19 protein-coding genes and 1 tRNA gene are annotated in these 24,990 nt (G+C 60.2%); 9 read left to right on the forward strand and 11 right to left on the reverse strand.

The window, feature by feature from the left end; translation table 11 throughout:
- Window positions 1-51: 51 nt before the first annotated feature.
- The 4 genes from IB238_RS10580 to eutB are packed head-to-tail and all read left to right on the forward strand — an operon-like array spanning window position 52 to window position 10,139.
- Complete coding sequence (locus tag IB238_RS10580; RefSeq protein WP_192245999.1) at window positions 52-2,514, forward strand: phosphoketolase family protein; 2,463 nt, start codon at window positions 52-54, stop codon at window positions 2,512-2,514.
- Window positions 2,515-2,556: 42 nt separating this feature from the next.
- The gene (locus tag IB238_RS10585) at window positions 2,557-6,408 is read left to right on the forward strand and encodes a glycosyl transferase (protein WP_192246000.1); all 3,852 of its coding nucleotides are present in this window, start codon (window positions 2,557-2,559) and stop codon (window positions 6,406-6,408) included.
- 1 nt (window position 6,409) lies between these two features.
- Entirely contained in the window at window positions 6,410-7,729 is a 1,320-nt protein-coding gene (locus IB238_RS10590; protein WP_192246001.1) for a glucoamylase family protein, read from the forward strand.
- Between the two features lie 58 nt (window positions 7,730-7,787).
- Window positions 7,788-10,139 carry an ethanolamine ammonia-lyase subunit EutB gene (gene eutB, locus IB238_RS10595; RefSeq protein WP_192246002.1) on the forward strand — a complete coding sequence of 784 codons (2,352 nt, stop codon included), beginning with the start codon at window positions 7,788-7,790 and terminating at the stop codon, window positions 10,137-10,139.
- A 259-nt stretch (window positions 10,140-10,398) separates the two neighbouring features.
- Here the strand turns inward: eutB and IB238_RS10600 are convergent.
- Window positions 10,399-10,474: transfer RNA gene (locus IB238_RS10600), tRNA-Ile, on the reverse strand.
- A gap of 146 nt (window positions 10,475-10,620) precedes the next feature.
- On the opposite strand from IB238_RS10600, the gene IB238_RS10605 reads away from it, so the two are divergent.
- Window positions 10,621-11,367, forward strand: coding sequence for an SIMPL domain-containing protein (locus tag IB238_RS10605; protein ID WP_192246003.1), 747 nt, complete (start codon window positions 10,621-10,623; stop codon window positions 11,365-11,367).
- A 272-nt stretch (window positions 11,368-11,639) separates the two neighbouring features.
- Here IB238_RS10605 and IB238_RS10610 read toward each other — a convergent pair whose 3' ends face one another.
- From IB238_RS10610 to IB238_RS10625, 4 genes are all read right to left on the reverse strand, one after another.
- A complete protein-coding gene (locus IB238_RS10610) occupies window positions 11,640-12,005 on the reverse strand; it encodes a hypothetical protein (RefSeq protein ID WP_192246004.1) in 366 nt (121 codons plus the stop codon).
- Between the two features lie 239 nt (window positions 12,006-12,244).
- Window positions 12,245-12,622, reverse strand: a complete 378-nt coding sequence (locus IB238_RS10615) for a nuclear transport factor 2 family protein (RefSeq protein ID WP_192246005.1) — start codon at window positions 12,620-12,622, stop codon at window positions 12,245-12,247.
- A 74-nt stretch (window positions 12,623-12,696) separates the two neighbouring features.
- Window positions 12,697-13,119: a secondary thiamine-phosphate synthase enzyme YjbQ gene (locus IB238_RS10620; RefSeq protein WP_192246006.1), complete on the reverse strand. Its 423-nt coding sequence runs from the start codon at window positions 13,117-13,119 to the stop codon at window positions 12,697-12,699.
- Between the two features lie 82 nt (window positions 13,120-13,201).
- On the reverse strand, window positions 13,202-13,555 hold the full coding sequence (locus tag IB238_RS10625) for a DUF1428 family protein (protein WP_192246008.1): 354 nt from the start codon (window positions 13,553-13,555) through the stop codon (window positions 13,202-13,204).
- Window positions 13,556-14,070: 515 nt separating this feature from the next.
- Here IB238_RS10625 and IB238_RS10630 point away from each other — a divergent pair.
- Complete coding sequence (locus tag IB238_RS10630; RefSeq protein ID WP_246723528.1) at window positions 14,071-15,072, forward strand: FecR domain-containing protein; 1,002 nt, start codon at window positions 14,071-14,073, stop codon at window positions 15,070-15,072.
- A gap of 75 nt (window positions 15,073-15,147) precedes the next feature.
- Here IB238_RS10630 and IB238_RS10635 read toward each other — a convergent pair whose 3' ends face one another.
- Window positions 15,148-17,319: an adenylate/guanylate cyclase domain-containing protein gene (locus IB238_RS10635; protein WP_192246010.1), complete on the reverse strand. Its 2,172-nt coding sequence runs from the start codon at window positions 17,317-17,319 to the stop codon at window positions 15,148-15,150.
- Window positions 17,320-17,609: 290 nt separating this feature from the next.
- On the opposite strand from IB238_RS10635, the gene IB238_RS10640 reads away from it, so the two are divergent.
- Window positions 17,610-18,056, forward strand: coding sequence for a VOC family protein (locus tag IB238_RS10640; protein ID WP_192246012.1), 447 nt, complete (start codon window positions 17,610-17,612; stop codon window positions 18,054-18,056).
- A gap of 24 nt (window positions 18,057-18,080) precedes the next feature.
- Here IB238_RS10640 and IB238_RS10645 read toward each other — a convergent pair whose 3' ends face one another.
- Both IB238_RS10645 and IB238_RS10650 read right to left on the reverse strand, forming a co-directional pair.
- A complete protein-coding gene (locus tag IB238_RS10645) occupies window positions 18,081-18,662 on the reverse strand; it encodes a hypothetical protein (protein WP_192246014.1) in 582 nt (193 codons plus the stop codon).
- A gap of 219 nt (window positions 18,663-18,881) precedes the next feature.
- Window positions 18,882-20,540 carry an alpha/beta-hydrolase family protein gene (locus IB238_RS10650; RefSeq protein WP_192246016.1) on the reverse strand — a complete coding sequence of 553 codons (1,659 nt, stop codon included), beginning with the start codon at window positions 20,538-20,540 and terminating at the stop codon, window positions 18,882-18,884.
- A 425-nt stretch (window positions 20,541-20,965) separates the two neighbouring features.
- Here IB238_RS10650 and IB238_RS10655 point away from each other — a divergent pair, with 425 nt between their 5' ends.
- A complete protein-coding gene (locus tag IB238_RS10655; protein ID WP_192246018.1) occupies window positions 20,966-21,433 on the forward strand; it encodes a MaoC family dehydratase in 468 nt (155 codons plus the stop codon).
- Window positions 21,426-21,887, forward strand: a complete 462-nt coding sequence (locus tag IB238_RS10660) for a MaoC family dehydratase (protein WP_192247659.1) — start codon at window positions 21,426-21,428, stop codon at window positions 21,885-21,887. Before IB238_RS10655 ends, IB238_RS10660 begins: the two co-directional genes overlap by 8 nt.
- A gap of 236 nt (window positions 21,888-22,123) precedes the next feature.
- Here IB238_RS10660 and IB238_RS10665 read toward each other — a convergent pair whose 3' ends face one another.
- From IB238_RS10665 to IB238_RS10675, 3 genes are all read right to left on the reverse strand, one after another.
- Window positions 22,124-22,666 (reverse strand): adenine phosphoribosyltransferase, encoded by a 543-nt coding sequence (locus tag IB238_RS10665; protein WP_192246020.1) that lies wholly within the window; start codon window positions 22,664-22,666, stop codon window positions 22,124-22,126.
- 131 nt (window positions 22,667-22,797) lie between these two features.
- On the reverse strand, window positions 22,798-23,676 hold the full coding sequence (locus IB238_RS10670; RefSeq protein ID WP_192246022.1) for a cytochrome c1: 879 nt from the start codon (window positions 23,674-23,676) through the stop codon (window positions 22,798-22,800).
- A gap of 29 nt (window positions 23,677-23,705) precedes the next feature.
- The gene (locus IB238_RS10675) at window positions 23,706-24,980 is read right to left on the reverse strand and encodes a cytochrome b N-terminal domain-containing protein (RefSeq protein WP_192246024.1); all 1,275 of its coding nucleotides are present in this window, start codon (window positions 24,978-24,980) and stop codon (window positions 23,706-23,708) included.
- Window positions 24,981-24,990: the final 10 nt, after the last annotated feature.

Here is a 24,990-nt window from a genome sequence, read left to right on the forward strand (position 1 = left end):
GACAGCCGCTCGGAAGATGCATTGCTGAACTAGTGCCAGAGGGAGGGTCGAATGGCAGCGCTCGAAACGGCAGCGACAAAGGACAAGGAAGCCGACAACAAAGGCGCGCCGGAGGCGTTATCAGCCGACGAACTTCGGTTGATGGATGCCTACTGGCGGGCTTCCAACTACCTCTCCGTCGGCCAGATCTACCTGCTCGACAATCCGTTGCTTCGTGAACCATTAAAGCGGGAACATATCAAGCCCCGCTTGCTCGGCCACTGGGGGACGTCGCCGGGCTTGAATATGCTCTATGTCCATCTGAATCGGGTGATAAAGCGCGACGACCTCGACATGATTTACGTGATCGGTCCCGGTCATGGCGGACCATCGCTTGTGGCACACGCCTATCTGGAGGGAACGTACAGCGAGTTCTATCCGAACATCGGTCAGGATACCGAGGGAATGCAAAGGCTGTTCAAGCAGTTCAGCTTCCCCGGCGGCATTCCGAGCCACGTTGCGCCCGAGACGCCCGGCAGCATTCACGAGGGCGGCGAACTTGGCTACGCCCTCAGCCATGCCTATGGCGCGGCATTTGACAATCCCGACCTGATCGTCGCCTGCGTCGTCGGCGACGGAGAAGCGGAGACCGGACCGCTTGCAACCGGATGGCAGGGAAACAAGTTCCTGAACCCGGCCCGTGACGGTGCCGTCCTGCCGATCCTGCATCTGAACGGCTACAAGATTGCCAACCCCTGCTTCCTTGCCCGCATTCCGAAGGACGAGTTGCAGAAGTTCTTCGAGGGAATGGGATACAAACCCTATTTCGTAGAAGGCCATGAGCCCGAGCAGGTTCACCAGGAGCTTGCAGGGGTGATGGACACTGCGCTCGCCGAAATCCGCAACATCTGGACCGACGCGCGCGAGAACGGCAACCTCAAGCGCCCTGCCTGGCCGATGATCGTCTTTCGCACGCCGAAAGGCTGGACCTGTCCGAAGGAGATCGACGGCAAGAAATGCGAGGACTACTGGCGCTCGCATCAGGTGCCGATGGGCGAGATGGACAAGCCGGAACACATCCGCATTCTCGAGCACTGGATGAAGAGCTACCGGCCGGAGGAATTGTTCGACAAGGAGGGTGCGCTCAAGCCTGAATTGGCTGCATTGGCACCCGTAGGGCATCGGCGGATGAGCGACAATCCGCATGCCAACGGCGGACTGCTGCTGCGTGATCTCAAGCTGCCGGATTTCCGAGAGTACGCAATCGACGTTCCGAGCCCCGGAGCAACAACCGCCGAGTCGGCACGCGTGATGGGGAAATTCCTGCGCGACGTGATGCAGGAAAATCTGGATAGCAAGAATTTTCGGCTGTTCAGCCCCGACGAGAACAATTCCAACCGTTGGCAGGATGTACTGGAGGTCACCGATCGCTGCTACATGGCGGAAATCTATCCCGATGACGATCACCTCTCGCCCGACGGGCGTATCATGGAGGTCCTCAGCGAGCACCAGTGCCAGGGCTGGCTGGAGGGCTATCTGCTGACCGGTCGGCACGGGTTCTTCTCGTGCTACGAGGCGTTCATCCACATCATCGACTCGATGTTCAACCAGCATGCAAAATGGTTGAAGGTGTGCAACGAAATCCCCTGGCGCCGACCGATCGCCTCGCTGAACTATTTCCTCAGCTCCCATGTCTGGCGTCAGGATCACAACGGCTTCAGCCATCAGGATCCGGGCTTCATCGACCACGTCGTCAACAAGAAGGCCGAAGTGGTCCGCGTCTATCTGCCGCCGGATGCCAACACGCTGCTGTCCGTCACCGACCACTGCCTGCGCAGCCGCAACTACGTCAACGTGGTGGTCGCCGGGAAACAGCCGGCACCGCAGTGGCTAACAATGTCGGAGGCAGTTCGCCATTGCGCCATGGGGCTCGGCATCTGGGAGTGGGCCAGCAGCGACAGGGGTGGAGAACCCGACGTCGTGATGGCCTGCTGCGGTGACGTCCCGACGCTTGAGACGCTGGCGGCGGTCCAGTTGCTGCGCGAGCACCTGCCCGAACTGAAGGTGCGGGTGATCAATGTGGTCAATCTGATGAAACTGCAGCCCGCCGAAGAGCATCCGCACGGTCTGACGGACCGCGACTTCGATGCGCTGTTCACCAAAGATAAGCCGATCATCTTCGCGTTCCACGGCTATCCCTGGCTGATCCACCGCCTGACCTACCGCCGGACGAACCACAAAAACTTGCATGTCCGGGGTTACAAGGAAGAAGGTACGACCACGACGCCGTTCGACATGGTGGTGTTGAACGAACTCGATCGCTTCCATCTCGTCGGTGACGTCATCGATCGCCTCCCGCAACTCGGCTCGCGCGCCGCCTACTTCAAGCAGGCGATCCAGGCAAAGCTGATCGAACATCGCGAGTATATCGAGAAACACGGCGACGACATCCCCTCGATCAGCGGATGGAAATGGGGTGGGAAAGGTGGGGGCCAAACCAAGGAGGCGACCTCGACGGAAGGCGACAATACCTAACTCGAAAGCAGACGCTAGTTCGCCTCATGAGGGATCTGTGCGATGGCCCGATCCGTTGATAAAATCCCGGTTGCTGATGCCGCCTTGGGTCTGGGCGCGTATCCCGATGTCGCATTGCTTTCCAACGGGCGTTACAGCGCCTTCGTTACCGAGGCCGGCGCGGGATACGGAACCTGGCTTGGCCTTGATGTGACGCGTTGGCGCGAAGATGCCACCCGGGATTGCTGGGGGCAGTTCTGCTACATCCGTGACGTGGAGAATGGTCAGATCTGGGCAATTGGCCGACAACCGATTTGCCGGTCGGACGCTGCTTACGAGCAGAGCTTTCATGCTAACCGGGCGGCTTTTCGTTGCCATCTCGATGACATCGACGTCTCGTGGACGGTTTTCGTCGCAACGGATTGCGACGCAGAAGTACGCCTTCTTCGGTTGTCAAACTTGGGGGTGACGACCAGGGAGCTCGAACTGACGAGCTATGCCGAAGTCTGCCTGAATGGCCGACACGCCGACAGTGCTCATCCGGCGTTTGCCAAGCTCTTCATCGAGACGTGGTTCGATGCCGGCACCACCGCCTTGTTCGCAAGGCGGCGTCCGCGCAGTGCGGGAGAAAAGCCGCTGTGGGCCGTGCACGTTTCAGCATCCAGCGATCAGGGTGATCTTACTGTAGAGCACGACACGGACCGCTACAGGTTCCTTGGTCGCGGCAATACGCCGTCAAACCCGCAAGCCTTGGAGCAAGGCATCAACCTGTCGGGAACAACGGGTCCCGTGCTCGATCCCATATTCAGTCTTCGGAGAACCATTTCACTGAGCCCATCCGCCGTAGGGTGGATCGCATTTGTGACGGGCGCGGCCGACACGAAAGATGAAGTTCAAGCCATAGCTGAGCGCTTCGCAAACATTGACGCGGCCCATCGGGCGCTTTTGGATGCCAAAACGGCTTATGCGAACGAAGCTGGTTCCTGCAACCGCAACGCTGACAAGGTGGCGGTACTCAATCGTCTCGCAGCTCGCCTTGCCTTTGCTCACTACGGTACCTCGGACGCCGCTGTTTCAGGCATGAAGCGACTAAGCCGAGACGCCCTTTGGTCGGTTGGAATTTCCGGGGATCTCCCAATCCTGCTCGCTCTGATCGACAGGATGGAGGAAACATCCCTTGTCGAGGAACTTGCCGAAGCCCATGCCTTCATTTCACACCGCGGACTGCCCTTCGATCTTGTCCTCATTGACGAGCATGGCGAGGGCGAAAGCTGCAAGCTGAAGCTGGACCAAGAGGAGCTTGGCAAACGTGGAGGTGTTCACGTCCTGTCGGGGGCCGCACTTGCGGCAGGCTCGAGAGATGCAATAACAGCCGCTGCCCGTGTCACTCTTTGCTGCAGCCAAGGATCGCTCGCCAATCAGATTGAGCCCAGACCTACCGTTTCGTACCGGGCAATGGCACACACCCGGAAGCCTATTCGGACACCGTATGGGAAACCGTCCGACATGCGACGACCCGACTTACTGTTCTGGAACGGTCGCGGAGGGTTCGCCGGCGATGGGCGCGAATATGTGATTGCTGCCCACGTTGGTGCAGGAACGCCAACCCCCTGGTGCAATGTCATAGCGAACAGCGAATTCGGATGCCTGACGAGCGAAAGCGCGCTTGGGTATACGTGGGCCGGTAACAGCCAGCTCAACAGGCTGTCTCCCTGGTCGAATGATCTGGTTTCCAATTCGCCAAGCGAAGTCATCTATTTGCGTGATGAGCGAACCGGCGCGCTCTGGACACCCACACCTTTGCCACTCGGCCAACATCTCACATGCATGGTGACGCATGGGCAGGGCTACACTCGCTACGAGGGCGCAGGCGAAGGTGTGCATCATGAAATGACGGTCCACGTTCCTGTGTCGGAACCGATCAAGCTCGTGCGCCTTGCACTCCGCAACGATGGAACTGAAACGCGTGATTTGACAGCCACCTTTTTCGTTGAATGGGTTCTCGGCACATTGCGCGAGGAGGCCTCCGGACGGGTCGTTTGTGAATGCGATCCTGAAAGTGGTGCGCTTATCGCGCGAAACGTCTGGGAAGGCGACTTCACCGGAAAAATCGCATTCATTGCTGCAAGTGTACTGCCGCGCTCGATTACGTGCGACCGGACGGAGTTTCTCGGGAAGAACGGTTCCGTCGCTCAGCCTAGCGGTCTGGCAAGTTCGGATTTCAGCGGGAGTGTAGACACGCACGGTGATCCCTGTGCTGCGATGATGGTCGAGGTCTCTGTTCTTCCTGGCAGAACGACCGAGCTGGTGTTCGCGCTTGGTCAGACGGGCAGTCTCGATGAGGTTCGCAGGCTGGTCCGCGACTACGTCGAGCCAAGGAGCGCGCAACAGTCCCTCACGATAGCTTCAACCCAATGGGATCGGCTGTTGAGTGCAATAACCGTCCGAACGCCCGACGCCGCCTTCGACGTGATGATGAACCGGTGGCTACTCTATCAGGTGCTGGCTTGCCGCATTTGGGCGCGAACGGGGTTCTATCAGTCGGGTGGCGCATATGGTTTCCGCGATCAACTCCAGGATGTGACAGCCCTGGTGCATTCCGCACCCGACGAGGCGCGCAGTCACATTCTTCGCGCGGCTGCACGACAGTTTACGGAAGGAGACGTCCAGCACTGGTGGCATCCTCCGTCTGGTGTCGGCGTACGGACCCGCATGACCGACGATCTCTATTTTCTCCCCTTCGTCGTCCACAACTACGTGTCGGTTACAGGAGATTATGGACTGCTTAGCGAGCGGGTCCCGTTCATCACGTCACCCGTCCTGAACGACGAGCAGGAGGAGAGCTTCGGCGTTCCGCAGGTAAGCGAGGAGACTGGAACCGTCTATGATCATTGCTGCCGGGCACTGGAACGCGGGTTCCAGCTTGGCTACCATGGACTTCCTCTGATGGGGACAGGCGACTGGAACGACGGCATGAACAGGGTCGGCGCGGAGGGCAAGGGAGAGAGCGTGTGGAATGGATGGTTTTTCCTCACCGTGCTGAACTCGTTCGCCACGCTCGCATCAGCGACAGCAGATGAAAATCGGGCAGCATGGTGTCGCGAGCGCGCCGAAGCCTTGCGGGTTTCGTTGGAGACACACGCCTGGGATGGATCATGGTATCGCCGGGCCTATTTCGACGATGGAACGCCGCTTGGTTCCTCGATGAACGACGAGTGCCAGATTGATGCCATCCCCCAGGCCTGGGCAGTCATCTCAGGTATTGCGGATGCCGAGCGCTCAAGCCGGGCGATGCAGGCGGTATGGGAGCGCCTCGTTCGTCCGGAAGACAAATTGGTCCGGCTCTTTGATCCACCCTTCGACAAGGGATCGCTGCAGCCGGGCTACATCAAGGGTTACGTTCCAGGAATACGGGAGAACGGTGGCCAATATACCCATGCTGCTGCCTGGGTCGCATTGGCGACTGCGCTTTTGGGCGACGGCGATCGGGCGTTCAAGCTCTGGAGCATGCTCAATCCCGTCAATCATGCCCTGACCTCAAAAGACGCTGATCACTACATGGTCGAACCCTATGTCGTCAGCGCGGACGTCTATGGTGCAGCTCCCCATACGGGGCGTGGAGGCTGGACCTGGTACACAGGATCCGCCGGTTGGCTCTATCGGGTCGGTCTCGAGGCCATCCTCGGCATCCATCGATGCGGCCAGCAATTGTCGATCGAGCCGTGTATCCCGATCGACTGGCCGGGCTACGAGGTCGACTATCGATATGGAACAGCAACCTATCGCATCGACGTGAAGAGAAGCTCGCAATCCGGGCGACGTTTGCTCAGCGTAGACGGCATTCAAATTGACGACGAGAAAGTGCTGCTCGTGGACGACGGGCGCATCCACGCTGTGAAACTGGTGGTCGGCTAGCATGGAGAACCTGCTCTCGACCGATCCCGAACTGAACCGGATGCCGACAGATCAGGATCTCAGCCGACTGCAGTTCACGACGCTCCTGTACTACCTCCACTGCACCAACCCGGACAACGGACTCGTTCGCGACAAGACACAACCGGACGCTCCTGCAAGCATCGCTGCTATCGGCATGTCTCTTGCCTCAATCCCTGTGCTGGTCGAGCGTGGGATCATCATCCGCAAGTTCGCGTCGAAGATCGCACGTCGGCGGCTGAAGTTTCTTCTGGAGTGCCCACAGGGACCCGAAGCCGACGCGTCTGGCTACAAGGGCTTTTTCTATCATTTCCTCGACATCGAAACGGGCCGACGGGTCTGGCAGTGCGAACTGTCGACGATCGACTCGGCATTCCTTTTCGCGGGAGCGCTGACGGTTGCTGCGTATTTCGACGGGGAAGACGCGGAAGAGACCGAAATACGACGTCTGGCGAACACGCTTTATGAACGGGCGGACTGGAACTGGGCCTGCGATCACGGCCTGACATTGACCCATGGCTGGCGACCGGAAAGCGGCTTCATCCCTTATCGGTGGCGTGGTTACGACGAAGGCCTGCTCCTCTATATCCTCGGCCTTGGTTCCCCGACCCATCCCCTGCCGTCGGGTTCCTTCCCCGCCTACACCGAGAGCTACGAATGGCGGAACATCTACGGCCGTGAATTGCTCTACTCGGGGCCACTGTTCACCCACCAGCTTTCGCACATGTGGATCGACTTCCGCGGGATCCAAGACGATTTCATGCGGGAGCACAACAGCGACTATTTTCAGAACAGCCGGCACGCAACTTTTGTCCAGCAACAATACGCAATCAGGAACCCGAAGAATTTCGTCGGGTACGGTGCCCATTGCTGGGGGTTCACGGCGAGCGATGGCCCCGGCTGGATCAAACGAACCGTCAACGGCGTTGATAGGGAGTTTTATGATTACATCGCTCGCGGTGCGCCATACGGACCGGACGATGGAACCGTGTCCCCATGGGTGGTCGTTGCCTCGCTGCCGTTCGCACCGGAGATCGTAATTCCGACCCTATGGCACTTTGCGCGCATGAACCTCGGCATGACGCGTCTCTACGGGTTCAAGCCATCTTTCAACCAGTCGTTTCCGGTGGAAAATGGTCAAGCAGGCTGGTGGGTCAGTCCATATCACTTCGGCGTCGACCAGGGGCCGGTTGTCCTGATGATCGAAAACTACAGAACCGGCCTCTTGTGGAACATCATGCGCCGTTGCGAGCCACTGGTCGTGGGGCTGAGGCGTGCCGGGTTCGAGGGGGGATGGCTGTAACCCATGTGACATGACGCAATGCCGGTAGCACTGGACCTTCTGCAGAAAGGAACTGGTCATGACCAAGGGCGTGCCTTCCAATCAACCCGATGGACTTTCCAGAAGAGATCTCCTGGTCATGGCGGGCGCGGCCGCTGCCGGTCTCACAGCTTATAGCCATACTGCCAGGGCGGCTGCTGATGTCGGCACCATAGAAATCGAAGAGGTCAAGCAGGGCGAGAACGTCTTTGCATACATCAGTCGGATCAAAGGCGGCTTCGATCAAACGGCCTATCGCCAGGTGATCGGTGCCGCGAATGAGTTCAAGGAGGGTGATCAGGCGATTGGAGTGGGTGCCGCAAACGCGGCGACACGTGCGAATGCGCGTGCTCTCCTGTCGAATACGAAAATCCAGGATCTCTACGAGCGCCCATTGTTCGAGGACGACCTGCAACGGTTGATCTGGCAGACCACGGACCAGGCTCAGTACGAAAAGGTCAAAGACTGGACGATGGGCCAGCTGAAGGAGTTTCTGCTGGCAGAATCGGAGGACAACATAAAGGGCGTCATGCACGGCCTGACGAGCGACACGATCGGCTTCGTCCCGAAGCTGATGAGCAACGAGGAACTCATCACCGTCAGCCAGAAGATCTTCAATGTCATGCCCGGCACCAAGCTGGGAGCAAAGGGATATATGGGTGGAAGGATCCAGCCGAACTCTCCCACCGATCATCCCGATGATATCATCTGGCAAGTCTTCGACGCTTTTTCCTATGCAACCGGAGACATTGTCATCGGCACCAATCCGGTGGACAGCACGGTCGCGAGCGTCGTCGCCGTCGAACGTGCCCTGAAGGACATCGTCGACACGTTCAAGCTGCAGGACATCATCCCGTGGTGCGTCCTTGCACATATCGACGTCCAAGGCGAAGTGAGCGAGAGCTTTCCGGGCACCGTTTCCACGATGTTCCAGAGCCTCGCCGGGACGGACGATTGCAACAAGATCTTCGACATCACGAACGAGAAAATCCTGAAATATGCCCGTTCCAAGAAGGGCGAACGATACGGCCTCTATTTTGAGACTGGACAGGGCTCGGAATTCACCAACGGCGCGGCGAACGGCGTCGATATGATGGTACTCGAATCCCGGAAGTACGGCTTCAGCAGAGCCGTGGCGATGGAGCTTGCCAAGGTGCAAGCCGATGGCGCGTGGCTTCATGTCAACGATGTCGCCGGGTTCATTGGACCGGAAGTTTTCAAAAGCCGCGAACAACTGGTGCGATGCTGTCTCGAAGACATGGTCATGGGCAAGCTCCACGGGCTTACCATCGGCCTGGACATTTGCACGACCCTGCACATGACTGTGAGCCTAGACGACCTCGACTGGTGTCAGGACCAGATCCTGCCGGCCAACCCCGCCTACCTGATTGCGCTGCCGACCAAGAACGACCCCATGCTGAGCTATCTCACCACGTCGTTCCAGGATCATGTGCGGCTGCGAGACAAGTTTGGCTTCAAGGTCAACGACTCAATGTGGGATTTCTACAAGAGGATCGGGATCGTTGGCGAGGACAACAGATACACCGCGAACTATGGCGATCCTCTGTGGGTGTACTACCAGTACCGCCTGGCCAAGCGTGATGGACGGTCCAAGGACGAGGTCTACGCGGAAGGCCGGGTGAAGATGCAGGAAGTAGAACAACGAGGTGTTGACCTGACGACAGGGTACGGCGCGAACATCTGGGATCTCAATCCACCGCTCGCCGCCAAGGTGAAGGGCCTCTACGACGACGCCAAGCTGTCGCTTTGGGCCGAACTCACGCCCGAATTTATCGCTGCCGTACCGGACGTGGTGCCGGTCCATACGTTGTCCAAGGATCGTAACGACTACATCGCCCATCCGGCCACCGGCGAAACGCTGAGCCCGGAGGCCATCAGGGATCTCGAAAGAATTAGGGCGTCCTGGGGAGACGACATGCCCAAGGGCCAGATCGTCATCTCGGACGGCCTGAACGCTAAGGCCATCATGGACGACGGACATCTGGCTCCCTACCTAGAGGAGATGCGCAGGCTGCTTGCCGAGGCCGGTGTCACCATGAGCGACGCGAACATCATGGTCACAAGCGGGAGGGTGCGCGCCGGCTACCGCATCGGCGAAGTGCTTTTTGCAGATGCCGATCCCAACAGCTTCAGGGGTGTTCTCCACATCATCGGCGAGCGACCCGGAACCATGCATCACGCCTACTCGGTTTACATCACCGTCGCAAAAGGCAAGCGCTGGACGGAGAAGGATATCGATCACGATATCACAAGGCTTGTGAGTAACGTCGCTGACACGGCCCTGCCGCCGAGAGAAGCGGCACGGGAGACCCTGACCATTATCCGGGAGATCGTCGGAAACAACGTGAACAGTAGCCGCCGTTACGGGTAAGAGCAGCAGTTCACGCCGCATGAGCTGATGCTCTGATCTAGCACATGCTTTGATAGACTCTACTACACCTTGGAGTGCATCCGGCCGGAATCAATGCGTCACTTTTCAAATCGCGGCGACGCCCTTGGCGAATCCGCATCTGTCGGCGCGGGCTTCATCGATCAAAGCCTTTGAAAACATTAGTGGCCCGGAGTTGAAAAAAAATCGCGATTATCTCACACCACGTGGTCCGAAATGGACTTTACTGGACAATGGGGAATGGTGGGCCCGGAGGGACTCGAACCCCCAACCAAGCGGTTATGAGCCGCCGGCTCTAACCATTGAGCTACAGGCCCGGCCGAAAAAGCGGCGCGCGGGGTCAATGGCGGCCCCGGATGAAACCCGTCTAGACGAAATATCGCCGACGGACAAGCACCGCCGCAATCCTTACACAATCTCGCGGGAAGAACGTCGTGAGGGACAACCAAATGGAGACACACGCATGCCTCGACTGACACTATCCCGCACCGCGCTTAACGGTATTGTTGCCGCCACCCTAGCAGCACTTGCCGCAGCTCCTGCCAATGCGCAGGAGGTAAGGCCGCGCGAGCCAGTCATCACCGTCACTGGCGAGGGACAGTCCGATGTCGCTCCCGACATGGCGATCATCGAACTCGGCGTGGTCAAGGACGGAAAGACAGCGCGCGAGGCGCTCGATGCCAACAACAAGGCCATGGCCGAGGTGATGAAGGCGTTGAAGGACGCCGGAATTGCCGAGCGCGATCTGCAGACCTCCGGTTTCACGATAAGCCCGCAATATCACTTCCCGCAGAACGAGAACGGCGAGAACAAGCCGCCCGTATTGGTCGGCTTCCAGGTCGCCAACATGCTGTCGCTGCGTGTCCGCGACCTCTCCAAGCTTGGTACCATCATGGACCAGACCGTGACCCTCGGCGTCAACCAGAGTGGCGGCATCCGTTTCACGAACGACAAGCCCGAAGCCGCCATCAGCCAGGCGCGCAAGAAGGCTGTCGAGGATGCGATCGCCAAGGCAAAGGAACTGACCGTGGCAGCAGGCATCGGCCTTGGCCGCGTGCTGGAAATGTCCGAGACGTCCTACAGGCCGCAGCCGGTGCCGATGATGCGCAGCGCCATGGCAAAGGACTTTGCCGCAGAGGCTGTGCCCGTTGCGGCCGGAGAGACGAGCTACTCGGTCAACGTGACCGTGACCTTCGCCCTCCAGAACTGATTGGCCCCTACATAAACTAACGCAAATCCCCGAAGGTCGAAGGCGGCCTTCGGGTATATCCGGCGTTCCAGGATGTGACTGTCCTCGAGGGGCATGATCCAGGTTTCACCTAAAGGGGCTACACAGACCGAACACAAAGGGCTTCGACACCGATACGCTTACGGCCATTCGACTGAAACGCTCAAGGGCGGTGTAGATGCTACGCCGCCCTTTTGCTTGTTCGAAATGAAGGATCGCAGCACTGACGCAGACCTACCGGCCAGTGCAAGGTCTCAGCCCCAAAGTGTCGGACAACGCGCGACGTTGGCAAAGGCGATTCGCGTATAGCGATGGTGCCTCCAGCCTTCGACGATTACGCGCCGGTGGGTGACGTCGGCGACACGGGCCCGGCGGATACCGTGGTCACGCGCTTTTTCCACCGCCAGCCAGGGCGCGCATTGGCCACGACCGCGACGGTTGTCCCAACCGTGATGGCGCCCGTGCCCATGGTCCGGCCCACGGCCATAGTAGCCGTCGCGATGACCGACTGTCTCAATGCGGATGTCGAGCCCACCCGCCGAAGCGGCAGGAGCGGTGGCTGTCAGGCCAGCGATCACCAGCATGGCTGCAGCGAGGGATTTTCCGAGAAGGCTCGACATGAAGAACTCCATTGATTGCGCGCCGTAAACTGTGAAGAGATGCACACTGTCCGCCGCGGGTTTCGATGGAGGAAAGCTATCGTAGGCATGCTGAACACTGTCAAAATCGCCCGTTCAGCAGGTATTCAGGGAGGCATGTGAAATCAAATGCTGCGTGCAGAATCACGCTGCCGCACAGAACGCACGCTCTCAGGCGAGGCGCGCATAGGCAAGCGGTTGTGGCATACGCTTCGCTGCGGTCAGCCTGCAAGCTGCCTGATGAGATCCCCGGCGTCAGCAAGCAGTGACAGGCGCGTCACGCGGCCGCCATCGATCTCAAGCAGCAGAACCTTCTCGGTCGTATATGATTTTCCGGACGCTATCTGACCGCGCGCGGTCACGCGAATTGCCACGGGCGAGGCACCGTTGGCGGTCATGACGGCGGCGTCGCCATAGCTTTCGTCGCATGCGGCGAAGTGGCGCGCAAGCCGGTTGCGAAGGGCCTCGCGTCCAATCTCGCTCCCCTCACCGATCCCGGCAATCGCGACGTCTTCGTCCGTAAATGCCGCAATCGTGGCGTAGTCGCGCGCATTCAGGGCAGCGACAAGATCCTGGGCGATGGTGGCTGCGTCAGTCATGACGATTCGTCTCCCTTTTTGATTGCTGATGCGCTCCGCGAATGCGTCAATCGCCATGAGGTTCCGCAAAAGCATCACGGCCCGAGATGGAGCACCACTTCGCGCAGATGCGGACTGTCGCGGTGCTCGAACAGAAATATCCCCTGCCAGGTGCCGAGCACGATCTCGCCCTGTGTGACGGGCATGCCGATCGAGACCTGATTGAGTGCGGCCTTGATGTGCGCTGGCATGTCATCCGGGCCTTCGAGCGTATGGACGATCCAGCGCATCGACGGATCATTCGACGGGGGCACGAGACGACGAAAGAACTGGTCGAGATCACGCCGCACATCCGGATCCGCATTCTCCTGGATGATAATCGAGCAGGACGTGTGACGGACGAAAACAGTCAGCAGCCCCTCGCCCAGGCCTGCGCTTCCCACGAACGCCCTCACCTCGTCGGTGAATTCATAGAGACCCTGCCCGTGGGTCTGAATGGATATCCTGGTCTGTGGCACCGTGTCTCCCCAGCCCTCCGTTGCTCAATTTGTGGACATCACGCAGCGGACCATCTGCCTCGCGGTCTGACCGGAACACCGCTTACAATTCCAGAAAGCTCTGGAACCCGCCATAGATCATGCGCTTGCCGTCAAAGATCTTCTGCCATTGCTCGTCGGACAAGCGCGGATCCTCCATCACCTTTGCAACGATGGCATCACGGCTTTCGCGTGAATCGTAGGTGACCCAGGAGAAGATGACGACCTCGTCATCCTTCGCGTGAACCGCGCGCGGAAAGGACGTCACCTTCCCGTAGGGAACGTCGTCGCCGATGCACTCCACATAGGAGAGCGCGCCGTGCTCCATCCAGATCGGTCCGGCGATACCGGCCAGCGTCCTGTAGGCATCGAGATTCTGCTTCGGAACGGCAACCAAAAATCCGTCGACATAGGGCATGGGAACCTCCTGGAAGGATGTTTTCACACAAGCTGCGTCCGTTTCCACCGACCTGAATGCACGACAGCGGCCGAAGGGCGAATGTGCCAGCCTAGCTCGATCCCGGCACACGTCCTTCGTGACGTTGCAAAGAGGAGCGGTGGCTGGCGGCCACTCTCCGGCAACTGTGGTTCATTGCACTGCAGCGATCCGCCCTGTTTGCGCTGACTGCATCGAGCATTCCAGATGCGCAGCATCCGGCCCGACAGAATACCCTTGGCGACCGGCCCGGTGCAATGGCGATGCACACGCTCATGTCGCAGACAGAGCCCTTAATGGTGAACGTAGCGCCGGGTGATTGCGATAGCCATCCGCCCTCACGCAACGAGAGCATTTCCCCGCTGTCTACCACCTTTACCTCAGAAGACAATTAGCATTCATTAATATACCATCGACGGCTTGGGGTGCGCCGGTCCGCACGAACTCGCCAGGTTGGCGTCCGGAAATGTTCTGAGAGCTGTCCCCGGGAGGCAAGAATGTTCCGCATGCAATGCGCGGCAATCATTATGTTTGCTTTCGCCATTGCGGGTCCTACACCGGCGTCTGCCGCCGAAGCCGTCGGTGAAGCGGTCCATATCAAGACCAGCGTCACTGGCAATGGCCAGGAATTGCGGGTCCAGGACGCCGTCCACCGCGACGAACTCATCCGGACTTCCCGGTCTGGGCTGGGCCAGTTCGTTTTTCGCGACGGAAGCAAACTTGCTGTCGGATGGGGCTCATCGGTCGTGATCGACCGTTTCATCTATGATGACCGAAACACCCTCAAGAAACTGACGGTCACGGCGGCGAAGGGAACGTTCCGCTGGATCAGCGGCAAATCGAGGAGCACCGCCTACGAGATCCTGACGCCGGCCGGAACGATCGGCGTGCGCGGCACCGTCTTCGATTTCTATGTCGCCCCGAACGGAACGACCGCCATGGTGCTGCTGGAGGGTGCGGCCTCATTTTGTGGCGCCGGCGGCTGCAAGCAATTGGTCCGACGCTGCGATAGCCTGATCGCTTCCCCCGGTGGCGGCGTCACCGATCCACGGCGCGCGGACAGAAGCGTCCTGCGCACACTCAACAATGCGAGAGCCCTGCCCTTCCTGACGGGTGACCAGTTGCTACCCGGAGGGTTGCGCGGCGGCTGCAGGCTAGAGGCCGCTCTGCAGCCCAAGCAGGATCGTGCCGAACCCCGTGCGCCGCCCGCACCGCGGCAAGCTCCACAAAGGAAGATCGACCGCGACAGGCCCAGTTGGGATAGGCCCGACCGCGAAAAGACGATCCGCGACAAGCCGGACTTCGACAATCCAGGCCGTGTCAAGCCGGATCGAAACAAACCCAGCTGGGACAGGCCGGACAAGAAGAAAAGCATGAGAGACAAGCCGGATTTCGACAAGCCGGATGTCAGATTGCCGGATGTCAGATTGCGGGAGGATCGTTTCAGGGACGATGCCTCGCCCGACCGGGGCCGGAACAAACGCCAAGATCGACGTTGACGTCACGGACGCTGTTGGTTCGGCTCTCGTGATGGAAATGAACCCGTAGTCGCGGACTTGAGCAACCAACAACCGCTATTTCGCCGCGACATCTTTTTCCTTCACGAAATCCTGGTGGAAATGCTCGCTCCTGCGAGACAGGCGGCGGTAGAACTCGGGCAAGGTGTCTGTCAGTGCCTCTCCCATGGCCCTTGCCTCCCGCACGAATTCACGGGCTGCCTTGGAGCCGGTACGCAGCGCCTCGATCAGTCGGCCATGGAGGAACCATAGTTCGGCGAACGCGGGGGACCTGGCAATCTCCTCGTCACCTACGACCGCGAATATCCCCGTCCGCGACCGCCTCCCCTTCAGGCCGAGCATGCCTGCATCCAGCAACGCCATGTCGGGCACGGCGCGCGCTGTGCTTTCGGAGACGAGAATGTCGAAGCCGACTTCCTTGCAGGCGACCTCGATGCGGGCGGCGACGTTGACCGTGTCGCCGACGGCCGAATAGTTGAAATGCGCCTCCGCCCCCATATTGCCGACACAGGCAAGGCCGGTGTGGATGCCGACGCCGATCGAGACTTTCTGCCCCTCGCCGAATCCGAACGCGTCCTCGTCATTGAGCCTTGCCAGTGTCCGGCGCATCGCCAGCGCGGTCCTGACCGCTTTTCGGCTGTGGTCAGCAATGTCGACCGGCGCATTCCAGAAGGCCATGATCGAATCGCCGATGAATTTGTCGAGCGTGCCTTCGTTTTCGATGACATCGCGGCTCAGCGCATCCAACAGCCGGTTGAGAAACGCGACAACCTCCTTGGGAGAGAGCCGCTCGCTCATCTCGGTGAAGTTCCGTACGTCGACGAACATCACGGTCAATTCGCGCTCGTCGCCGCCGAGCCGCAAGGCGTCGCGCGTGTGCTCGATCCGATACAGGAGTTCCGGCGACAGGTACTGGCCGAAGGCCCGCCGGATCTGCCGCCGCTCCCGGTCGATCACCAGGATGCGGAAACCGGTAGCGGCGAAATGCGTAATCGTGGCGCTGACGATCGGAGCCATCGGGTCGAACAGCAGACCGGCATAGCGAAAAGCCGCCCAGGAAGCGGCAAGCGCCAGCGTTGTGACCAGGAGGCCAAAGGCAAGCGCCACGGCGGGGCTGACGAAGGTCGTCAACGCCACGATCAGGGAGCCGGCGACCGCAATCGCCAGTATCTCCAGACCGTTCGCCCAGTCCGGGCGCGACAGGAACTGCCCGGACAGGATCTGCTCGACAGCCTGGGCATGTATCGAAACCCCCGGAACGTGCTGACCGAGCGCTGTGGTGCGGATATCCTGCAACCCCGCCGCCGAAGTGCCGACGAAGACGATGGCCCCCTCGAGCGCAGCACGCACGTCTTCTGGCGGGCCCTCCTCCGCAAGGATCGCTTTCGCCGAGATGTATCGCTCCGCCCTGTCAGCTCCGAGATAAAGCCAAAGCTCGCCTGTGGCGGTGACGGGAACGACAAATTCGCCGACCTTGATCTGCGTAATCGTGTCCTGCACATCCGGTGCATCGACCAGGACGTAGGTCGAGGCGCCCTGCGCTACGCGCAGCGCCTCCATTGTGAGGTTCGGATAGAGTTGCTGACCGTCACTGAGGAGAAGCGGGATGGTTCGCACGACTGCCGATGGGTTTCCCGGATCCAGGCTGATGTGGCCGATACTTGCGGCATTTTTCTCAAAGTTCGGAAGTAGGGGCGTCGCGGATGCAATCCTGGGCGGCGCGCCGAAGGGCGGTTCCCCCGTGAATGCAAAACCGGCCTTGACCTGCGGCAGAAAGCTGCCGTCGTTGGAGATGGCAAAACCGAGGATCACCGGCCGACCGTCAAACGAAGCGGCTAAAATCGCGTCGTTGTCCGGTAGCCGCCCGAGCAGGTCTGGAGAAAGCCCGCCGACCTCAGACACGACAGCGCGCGGTGACAGACGATCGGGCTCGGAAAAGAGGATATCGAACGCAATCGCCGAAACCCCCATTCCGGCGAGCCGGTCCACCAGGAGTGCCAGGCGATCCCGCGGCCAAGGCCATTGGCCCAAAACCTTCAAGGATGCCTCGTCAATGTCTACGACACGAACGGGCATGTCCTGAAAAGGGCGAGGTGAAAGCCGCTGGTATTCATCGAATACGGCTTCACGGGCGAGCCGATAGAAAGACGGATCGGAGGCCCGCAGCAGCGTGAGCGCTGCCACGATTACAAGCCCGACAATGACGCCGACCTGCTGTGCTCGTGTCATCCGAACCGATCCGGGCCCTCCCCCCTTCGTGACCGAACGCGGCGCAAGCCACAACCCGGTACATATCCTTGCGACAGGTGCGCCCATGCACTCGTGAGCACGCAAATTCCCGGCCGGGTCAAGGCCCCGGTCCAATGGCTGTCTGCTGGCAATTCTCAGAAGCATACTATGCTTTGGGCTTCAGAGGCAGTTGGCGACAGCCGACAGCCATCCCGGGTTCAATCGCACGCAATGTCGGGAACAATGCACCTGCGCCGTCCTTGAGGGGTAAACCGAAAAGGAGACCGAATATGCCGACGATCACGCCTTTCCTCTGGTTCGACAACCAGCTTGAGGATGCGATGAACTTCTACGCCTCCATCTTCGAAAATGCAGAGATCACCTCGGTCAAGCGCGGGCCGGACGGAAAGGTCTTCAGCGCTTCCTTCCGGCTGGCAGGTCAGGACTTCGTCGGCCTCAACGGAGGGCCGCATTACACCTTCAATGAAGCGATTTCCTTCGTCGTCCTATGTCAGGACCAGGCGGAGGTCGACCACCATTGGAACCGGCTCGTGGAAGGCGGCAGGCCAATGCAGTGCGGCTGGCTGGCCGATCGCTACGGGCTCGTCTGGCAGGTGGTGCCGAAGGCGCTGCTGCAACTGCTCGACAATCCCGAGGTTGCCGGACGCGTGCACCAGGCGATGATGGGCATGGTCAAACTCGACGTGGCGGGGCTGGAACAAGCCGCGGCGGCCTGACGCCGACTTCGCTCTCCGCGCGCATCACCACCAGGAATTACCGCAGTTGCGCAACTGTTTCGAATAGCGCGACGACATCTTCGAGGCGCGCGCCGCACCGGTCTTCGCCGGACCGCTCCAGTTGCCCCGCGCATAACCGGCATGACCGTCGTGATAGGCGATGTAAAGACGATAGGTGTCGTTCAGCGCGATCCCGTTCTTCAGGCTGCTCTGGTGATGGTACCAGCCGATGAAACGGATGGCGTCGCCGAAGTCGGAGCGCTTGGCCATCCAGCGGCCGGTCGTTTTCTTGTAGCGATCCCAGGTTCCGTCGAGTGCCTGCGAATAGCCGTAGGCCGAGGAGACACGCTTCCATGGGATGAAGCCGAAGAGCTTTGTGCGCGGCGGCTTGGCGTTATGGCGATAGCCGGATTCAGTATAGATGGTCGCCATCAGCACAGGAACAGGAACGCCATACTCGCGCTCGACCCGCTCGGCATCGCGGCGCCAATTGTTGACCAGGCCGTCGTTCTGCTCGAACACGGCACAGGCATTGTCGGTGTTACGCGGGACAGTACCGCAGGCAGCAAGCATCATCGTGAGGACGACGACAAAAACGCAACGCATCGATCGATCTCTCAATTTCGAGAGATTGATAAATCGTAAAGCTTAAAGTTTGGTTTTTAAGCGAATGCCGTGCGAACGGCCTTTTTTTTCGTCATGCCAGACGCGATCCGGCATCCAGTGCGCTCAAGTCCTTGAGCGCACAAGACTCATTCGCACCGGCTGGATTCCGGCAAGGCCAGGATAATGGGGCGCAAGCGACCACGGGGGCCGTCCAGTAAATCACTGTTGCGGTCGGTTTGCGCGGAACTTGTCCTTCAGCTTGTCGATCTCTTCCGGTGTCCAGGCGTCCTCCAGCCCCAGCACGGCAACCCAGCCGTCGATATAGTGTTCACCGGCATAGACATGGCCGTAGCCCATCGGCGTTGTCGTCGCCATCGCCATATCGAGACCGAGCTGCAGGAACGTGACAACAGGATACCAGCCGAATTCCGGCGAGACGTCCGGCCCGCGCGGGCCGACCATCCAGGCCGGCGGTCGCCGATAGGCACCTTCGTCGAAGAAGGTCACCGGATCGCTCGCATATTGCAGGTAGACGATGCGCATCGGCCCCCAGGGTGCAGTCGCCTCCGACAGTGCGTTCCTCTGGCTTGTGAAGCGGACAAAGGAGCCGTCGCCGAACCGAGGCAGCCAGGCGGGCGTGCCGGCATCGCGTTCAGCCGTCAGCTTGCGCCAGATACGGCTTTCGAACGGCGGGCCGACCCACAGCGCCCCCTGGTAGGGATCGCCGATCACCTCGAAAAGCTCAGTCGACTGTTCGGAACTGAGCGCGCCGAGGCTGAGGCCGTAGAGGTAGAGCTTCGGCCGGGCATCGCGAGGCAGCTTGGTCCAGTGACCATAGATCGTGCGGAACAGTGCCTGTGCAGCATCCGTCCCGTAGGTCGGTTCGACCAGCAGTGACAACCAACTGGAGAGGTAGGAGTACTGGATCGCCACGCTCGCGACATCGCCGTCGGTCAGGTATTCGAGCGGATTGACGCCCTCCGGATCGATCCAGCCGGTGCCCGTCGGCACAATGACGACCAGGGTCTTGCGCTGGAACCCGCCGGCACGGATCAACTCCTTCAATGCAAGGTCAGCGCGCTCCTCTGCCGTCTGAGCGGCGTTGAGACCGACATAGACGCGGATCGGGTCCTTCGCGGGCCTGCCACTGAACGCACCGATCTCGGCCTGCCGCGGTCCGCTTGCGACGAACTCGCGCCCGCGCCGGCCAAGGTCCGACCAGGAGACAAGCGAGGCGGCGCTGCCGGTCCGAAGCGGATCGGTCGGTTGCGGGGTGGACGGCTCCATCAGGTCGTCCAGGGCGCGTAGCGAGGAGTCTAGCGCATGCAACGCAGACCGGAACAGCACACCCTCCACCGCCGTCCAGAACAGGACGACCGCCAGCAGTCCGCCGATCAGGTTGGCGATGCGGCGCGTGGCAAACCTGCGCGATATGCGTGAAAACAGGCCCCACGCAAAAGCAAATAGCCGCGCGAGCGCGATCACCACGAGAAACGTCAGCAGCGCAATCAGGCCGACTTTGGTCGGGTGACCGGTTTCGACCGGCGGCAGTTCCATCAGCGTACGGATCGAATTCTGCCACTCGGCGGTACGCCAGAGCGAAACCAGCAGGACGATCACACAGACCGCCGCGGCGACGAGCTTCACCCCGCGCCAGAACCGACCCGCGAGCGGCGGCAGTTCCAGATAATTCCAGACAAGCCACGCAAGAACGCCGAGACCATAGCCAACTGCGAAACAGACGCCGGAAAGGACGCCTTGCGTCAGAAAGGTACGCGGCAACAGGCTCGGCGTGAGAGAAGCAGAAAAGAACAACGCGCCGAGAAGAAGACCAAGGGCGGAAAGCGACGTCCAGAACTTGACAACCCATCGCGGCATGCCATTGACCCCATACTATGATGCTCTCGCCAAACTTGGCACGCCATGCAGCATGAAGCAATGCGCGGTTGCAGGCACCGGAAGAGCCGGGTCAGACGTGCTCGACCCTCTCGATCCGTCTGAACAGGTACGCGAGGCGTACGAAAGACTCGGCTTCAGGGTATTCCGCGAGCTTGAAGGAGGTCCGAACACCGTTCGCGGTTCTTCGTGAAGAAACTACTCAACTAAGCTGAACAACCGCCGGAACCTCCAGCGGTTCAACATGGCTATCGGAAATGATGCCACGTTGGGCTGCACGTCGCAGCGCATCTTCAAGTTCGGCCATATGCCCTTTTCAGTCCAGTTGAAAAACTCCGGCGCGACAAATTTCCCGATCCGAAGCGGCAGCGTTCTGCTATCCATAGCGCGCGAAAGGAGATAGCGCGATGCTCTGCTTCAAGGATTTTCCGGTCGGACGACGGTTCGACTTTACAAGCCACACCGTCACGATGGATGAGATCGTCGCCTTTGCCAGCGAATTTGATCCGCAACCAATGCATGTCGATGAAGCCGCCGGCAAGGCGAGCATCCTCGGCGGACTTTCGGCCTCCGGCTGGCACACGAGCGCGATGATGATGCGCATGCTGTGCGCCAGCTACATCGACGAAACGGCAGCCGAAGGGTCTCCCGGCGTGGAAAGTATGGAGTGGAAGAGGCCGGTACTGGCCGGGGATACGCTTTCCGGCCACTGCACGGTCGTGGAAGCGCGGCTGTCTCGCTCGCGTCCCGAGATCGGCATCGTTCGTTTCGTTGCGGAGGTCATGAACCAGAGGGGTGAGTTTGTCGCCGTCTGCGACTATGCCAACATGATCCGCGTTTCAGCCGAGGAGGTTTTCGCCAGTGCGCATGGTTGAACTCTATCCGGTCGGCGAAAGGTTCGTCCTCGGTTCGCACCACTTTGCCGCCGCGGACATCGTCCGCTACGCCCGCCAATTCGATCCGCAGCCCTTCCATGTCGACGCGGAGGCGGCAAAGCAATCCCTGTTTGGTGGCCTCTGCGCCTCCGGGTGGCACACCTGCGCCGGCTGGATGAAAGCCTTCGTCGCCTTCTGGTCAGCCGAGTATGCTCGCCTGAAGAAGGAGGGAGCCATCCCTCCTGAACTTGGCCCCTCCCCCGGATTCAAGAATCTGCGCTGGTTCAAGCCGGTCTTCGCCGGCGATACGATCACCTATTCGGTGACGCTGCTCGGTTCACGCGCACTGGCCTCACGGCCGGGCCGGCTGATCGACACGATCCTCTGCGAAGGCGTCAACCAACATGGTGAGCCAGTCGTCAGCTTCGAAAGCACGGTGCTGGAATTTGTCTGAGCAGCTTTCGAGCTACCGAACCCTCTGGGTTGCTCATTTCGTCGAGCGACAACAACCTGCTCCGTCATGCCGGACTCGATCCGGCATCCAGCGCGCTCAAGTCCTTGAGCGCAGAAGACTCTCTTGCGCCGCAGACGCGGCGCTGCTGGAGCCCGGCTCAAGGCCGGGATGACGGAAGGAGGGGGCGCTCACCAAGGCAAAGCTTTCCACCGAGCTGGAGCGACGCCCAAGGCCCCTCAATGCCCTTCATACTCCACGAGGGTACGCACTTCGACGCCCAGCTCTTCCAGTTTTACACGTCCGCCGAGTTCCGGCAGGTCGATGACGAAGCAGGCGGCAACGATGTCCGCGCCAAGCTGGCGCAGGAGCTTGACGGCGGCGACCGCCGTTCCGCCTGTCGCGATGAGGTCATCGACCAGGATCACCCTGTCGCCCGGCCTCAGCGCGTCCTTGTGCACTTCCATCTCGTCCACGCCATATTCGAGGCTATAGGCGATGCGCACGGTTTCACGCGGCAGCTTGCCCTTCTTGCGGATTGGAATGAAACCGCTGGAAAGCTGATGCGCCATAGCGCCGCCGAGAATGAAGCCGCGCGCCTCAACGCCGGCGACATGAGCGACACCCATGCCGGCGTAGGGATGAACCAGTTCGTCGACAGCCCGCCGGAACGCCCGCGGATTGCCCAGGAGCGTCGTGATATCGCGGAAGATGATTCCCGGTTTCGGATAGTCCGGGATGTTGCGGATCGCCGCGATCAATTCGTCGTGGAGCGTGTACATGGTTAGGTTCCGTATGACGGAGGAAAAACAAGAAAAAGAGACGTGTATCGCTCGCCGAATGCAAGGGCGAATCGTCGGCGCATGAAAAAAGGCGGCACGAGGCCGCCTTCTTCCTGTCTCGTTGGAACAGTTTAGTGTTCCTTGTTGGCGTAAACCGACTTCTTCGTCAGGTAGATCAGGCCGGTGAAGATCACCAGGAAAACCATGACCATGAAGCCCATGCGCTTGCGCGCCTCAAGGTGCGGTTCGGCAGCCCACATCAGGAACGCCGAAACGTCGTGCGCGTACTGGTCGAGCGTCTGCGGCGCGCCATCGTCATAGGTGACCTGGTCGTCGGAGAGCGGACTGGCCATGGCAAGCGTGGCCGAGTTCGCGAAGTACGGGTTGTAGTGCGTACCCTCGGCGACTTCGACGCCTTCCGGCGGATCCTGGTAACCGGTCAGGAGCGAGTAGATGTAATCCGGTCCACCTTGCTGGTATTGGGTGAAGATGTCGATGACGAACTGCGGGAAGCCACGGGTGATACCGCGCGCCTTCGCGATCAGCGAGAAGTCCGGCGGAGCCGCGCCATTATTGGCAGCCGCAGCCGCTTCCTGGTTCGGGAACGGCGACGGGAAGTAGTCGGACGCCACGGCCTTGCGGGTGAACATTTCACCGTCGGCATTGGGGCCGTCCTGGACTTCGTAGTTTGCCGCGAACGCCTTAACCTGTTCTTCCGAGTAACCAAGGTCTTCCAGCGTGCGGAAGGCGACCAGGTCCATCGAGTGACAGGCGGCGCAGACTTCGGTGTAGACCTTCAGGCCGCGCTGCAGCTGGCCCTTGTCATACTTGCCGAAGGGACCGGCAAAGGACCAGTCCTGTTCGCGCGGCTTGTTGATCGGATAGTGCGGGGTGGCGTGCTCCGCCGCCGCACCACCGGCTGCGGCATGGTCCTCCTGTGCGGTGGCGATCGATACGCCGAGGCCGGCGACGACTGCGAGCGACAGAATGCTTGCAAGAAGCTTTTTCATTTTGTTCGGTTCCTTTCGTCGCGTCGCGATCAGGCCTTGGCCAGCTTTGCGTTGGCGTTCTTCTGTTCCAGAACCGCTTCCGTGATGGAGTTCGGAATGCGCTTCGGGGTCTCGATCAGGCCGAGAACCGGCATGATGACGAGGAAGAAACCGAAGTAATAGAGCGTGCCGAGCTGCGAAAGGATGACGTAGATGCCTTCTGCGGGCATGGCGCCGAGCCAGCCAAGCATGATCGAGTTGGCGACGAAGAGCCAGAAGAACAGCTTGTACCACGGACGGTAGACGGCCGAGCGGACCTTCGAAGTGTCGAGCCAGGGCAGGAAGAACAGGATGATGATCGAGCCGAACATCACCAGAACGCCGCCGAGCTTGGAGTCGATCGGGCCGATGTTGAAGGTGATCGCACGCAGCATCGCGTAGAACGGCAGGTAGTACCATTCCGGAACGATGTGTGCCGGGGTCTTCAGCGGGTCAGCCGGGATGTAGTTGTCCGGGTGGCCGAGGTAGTTCGGCATGTAGAAGATGAACCAGGCAAAGACGATCAGGAAGACCGAAACGCCGAACGCGTCCTTCATCGTCGCATAGGGCGTGAAGGGAACGGTGTCGGTCTTGGACTTGACCTCGACGCCAGTCGGGTTCGTCTGGCCGGTCACGTGCAGGGCCCAGACGTGCAGCACGACGACGCCGGCGATCATGAAGGGCAGCAGGTAGTGCAGCGAGAAGAAGCGGTTCAGCGTGGGCTGGTCAACAGCAAAGCCGCCGAGCAGGAACTGCTGGATCCACTCGCCCACCAACGGGAAGGCCGAGAAGAAGCCGGTGATAACGGTCGCACCCCAGAAGGACATCTGACCCCAAGGCAGAACGTAGCCCATGAAGCCGGTCGCCATCATCAGGAGGTAGATGACCACGCCGAGGATCCACAGGATTTCGCGCGGTGCCTTGTAGGAGCCGTAGTAGAGACCACGGGCGATGTGCAGGTAGACGGCGATGAAGAAGAACGACGCACCGTTGGCGTGCATGTAGCGCAGCAGCCAACCGTTGTTGACATCGCGCATGATCTTCTCGACCGAGTTGAACGCCTCGCCGGTGCTGGCGACATAATGCATGGCCAGAACGATGCCGGTCAGGATCTGCGCGATCAGCATGACCGACAGCATCGCACCGAAGGTGTAGCTGTAGTTCAAGTTACGCGGCACCGGATAGGAGACGAAGCTGTCATGAATCATGCGTGGCAGCGGTAGCCGCGAATCGACCCATTTCTCGATACCGGTCGTCGGTTGGTATGTGGAATGCTCAGCACTCATAATCAGTATT

The sequence above is a fragment of the Rhizobium sp. ARZ01 genome, assembly GCF_014851675.1.
GTDB lineage: Bacteria > Pseudomonadota > Alphaproteobacteria > Rhizobiales > Rhizobiaceae > Mycoplana.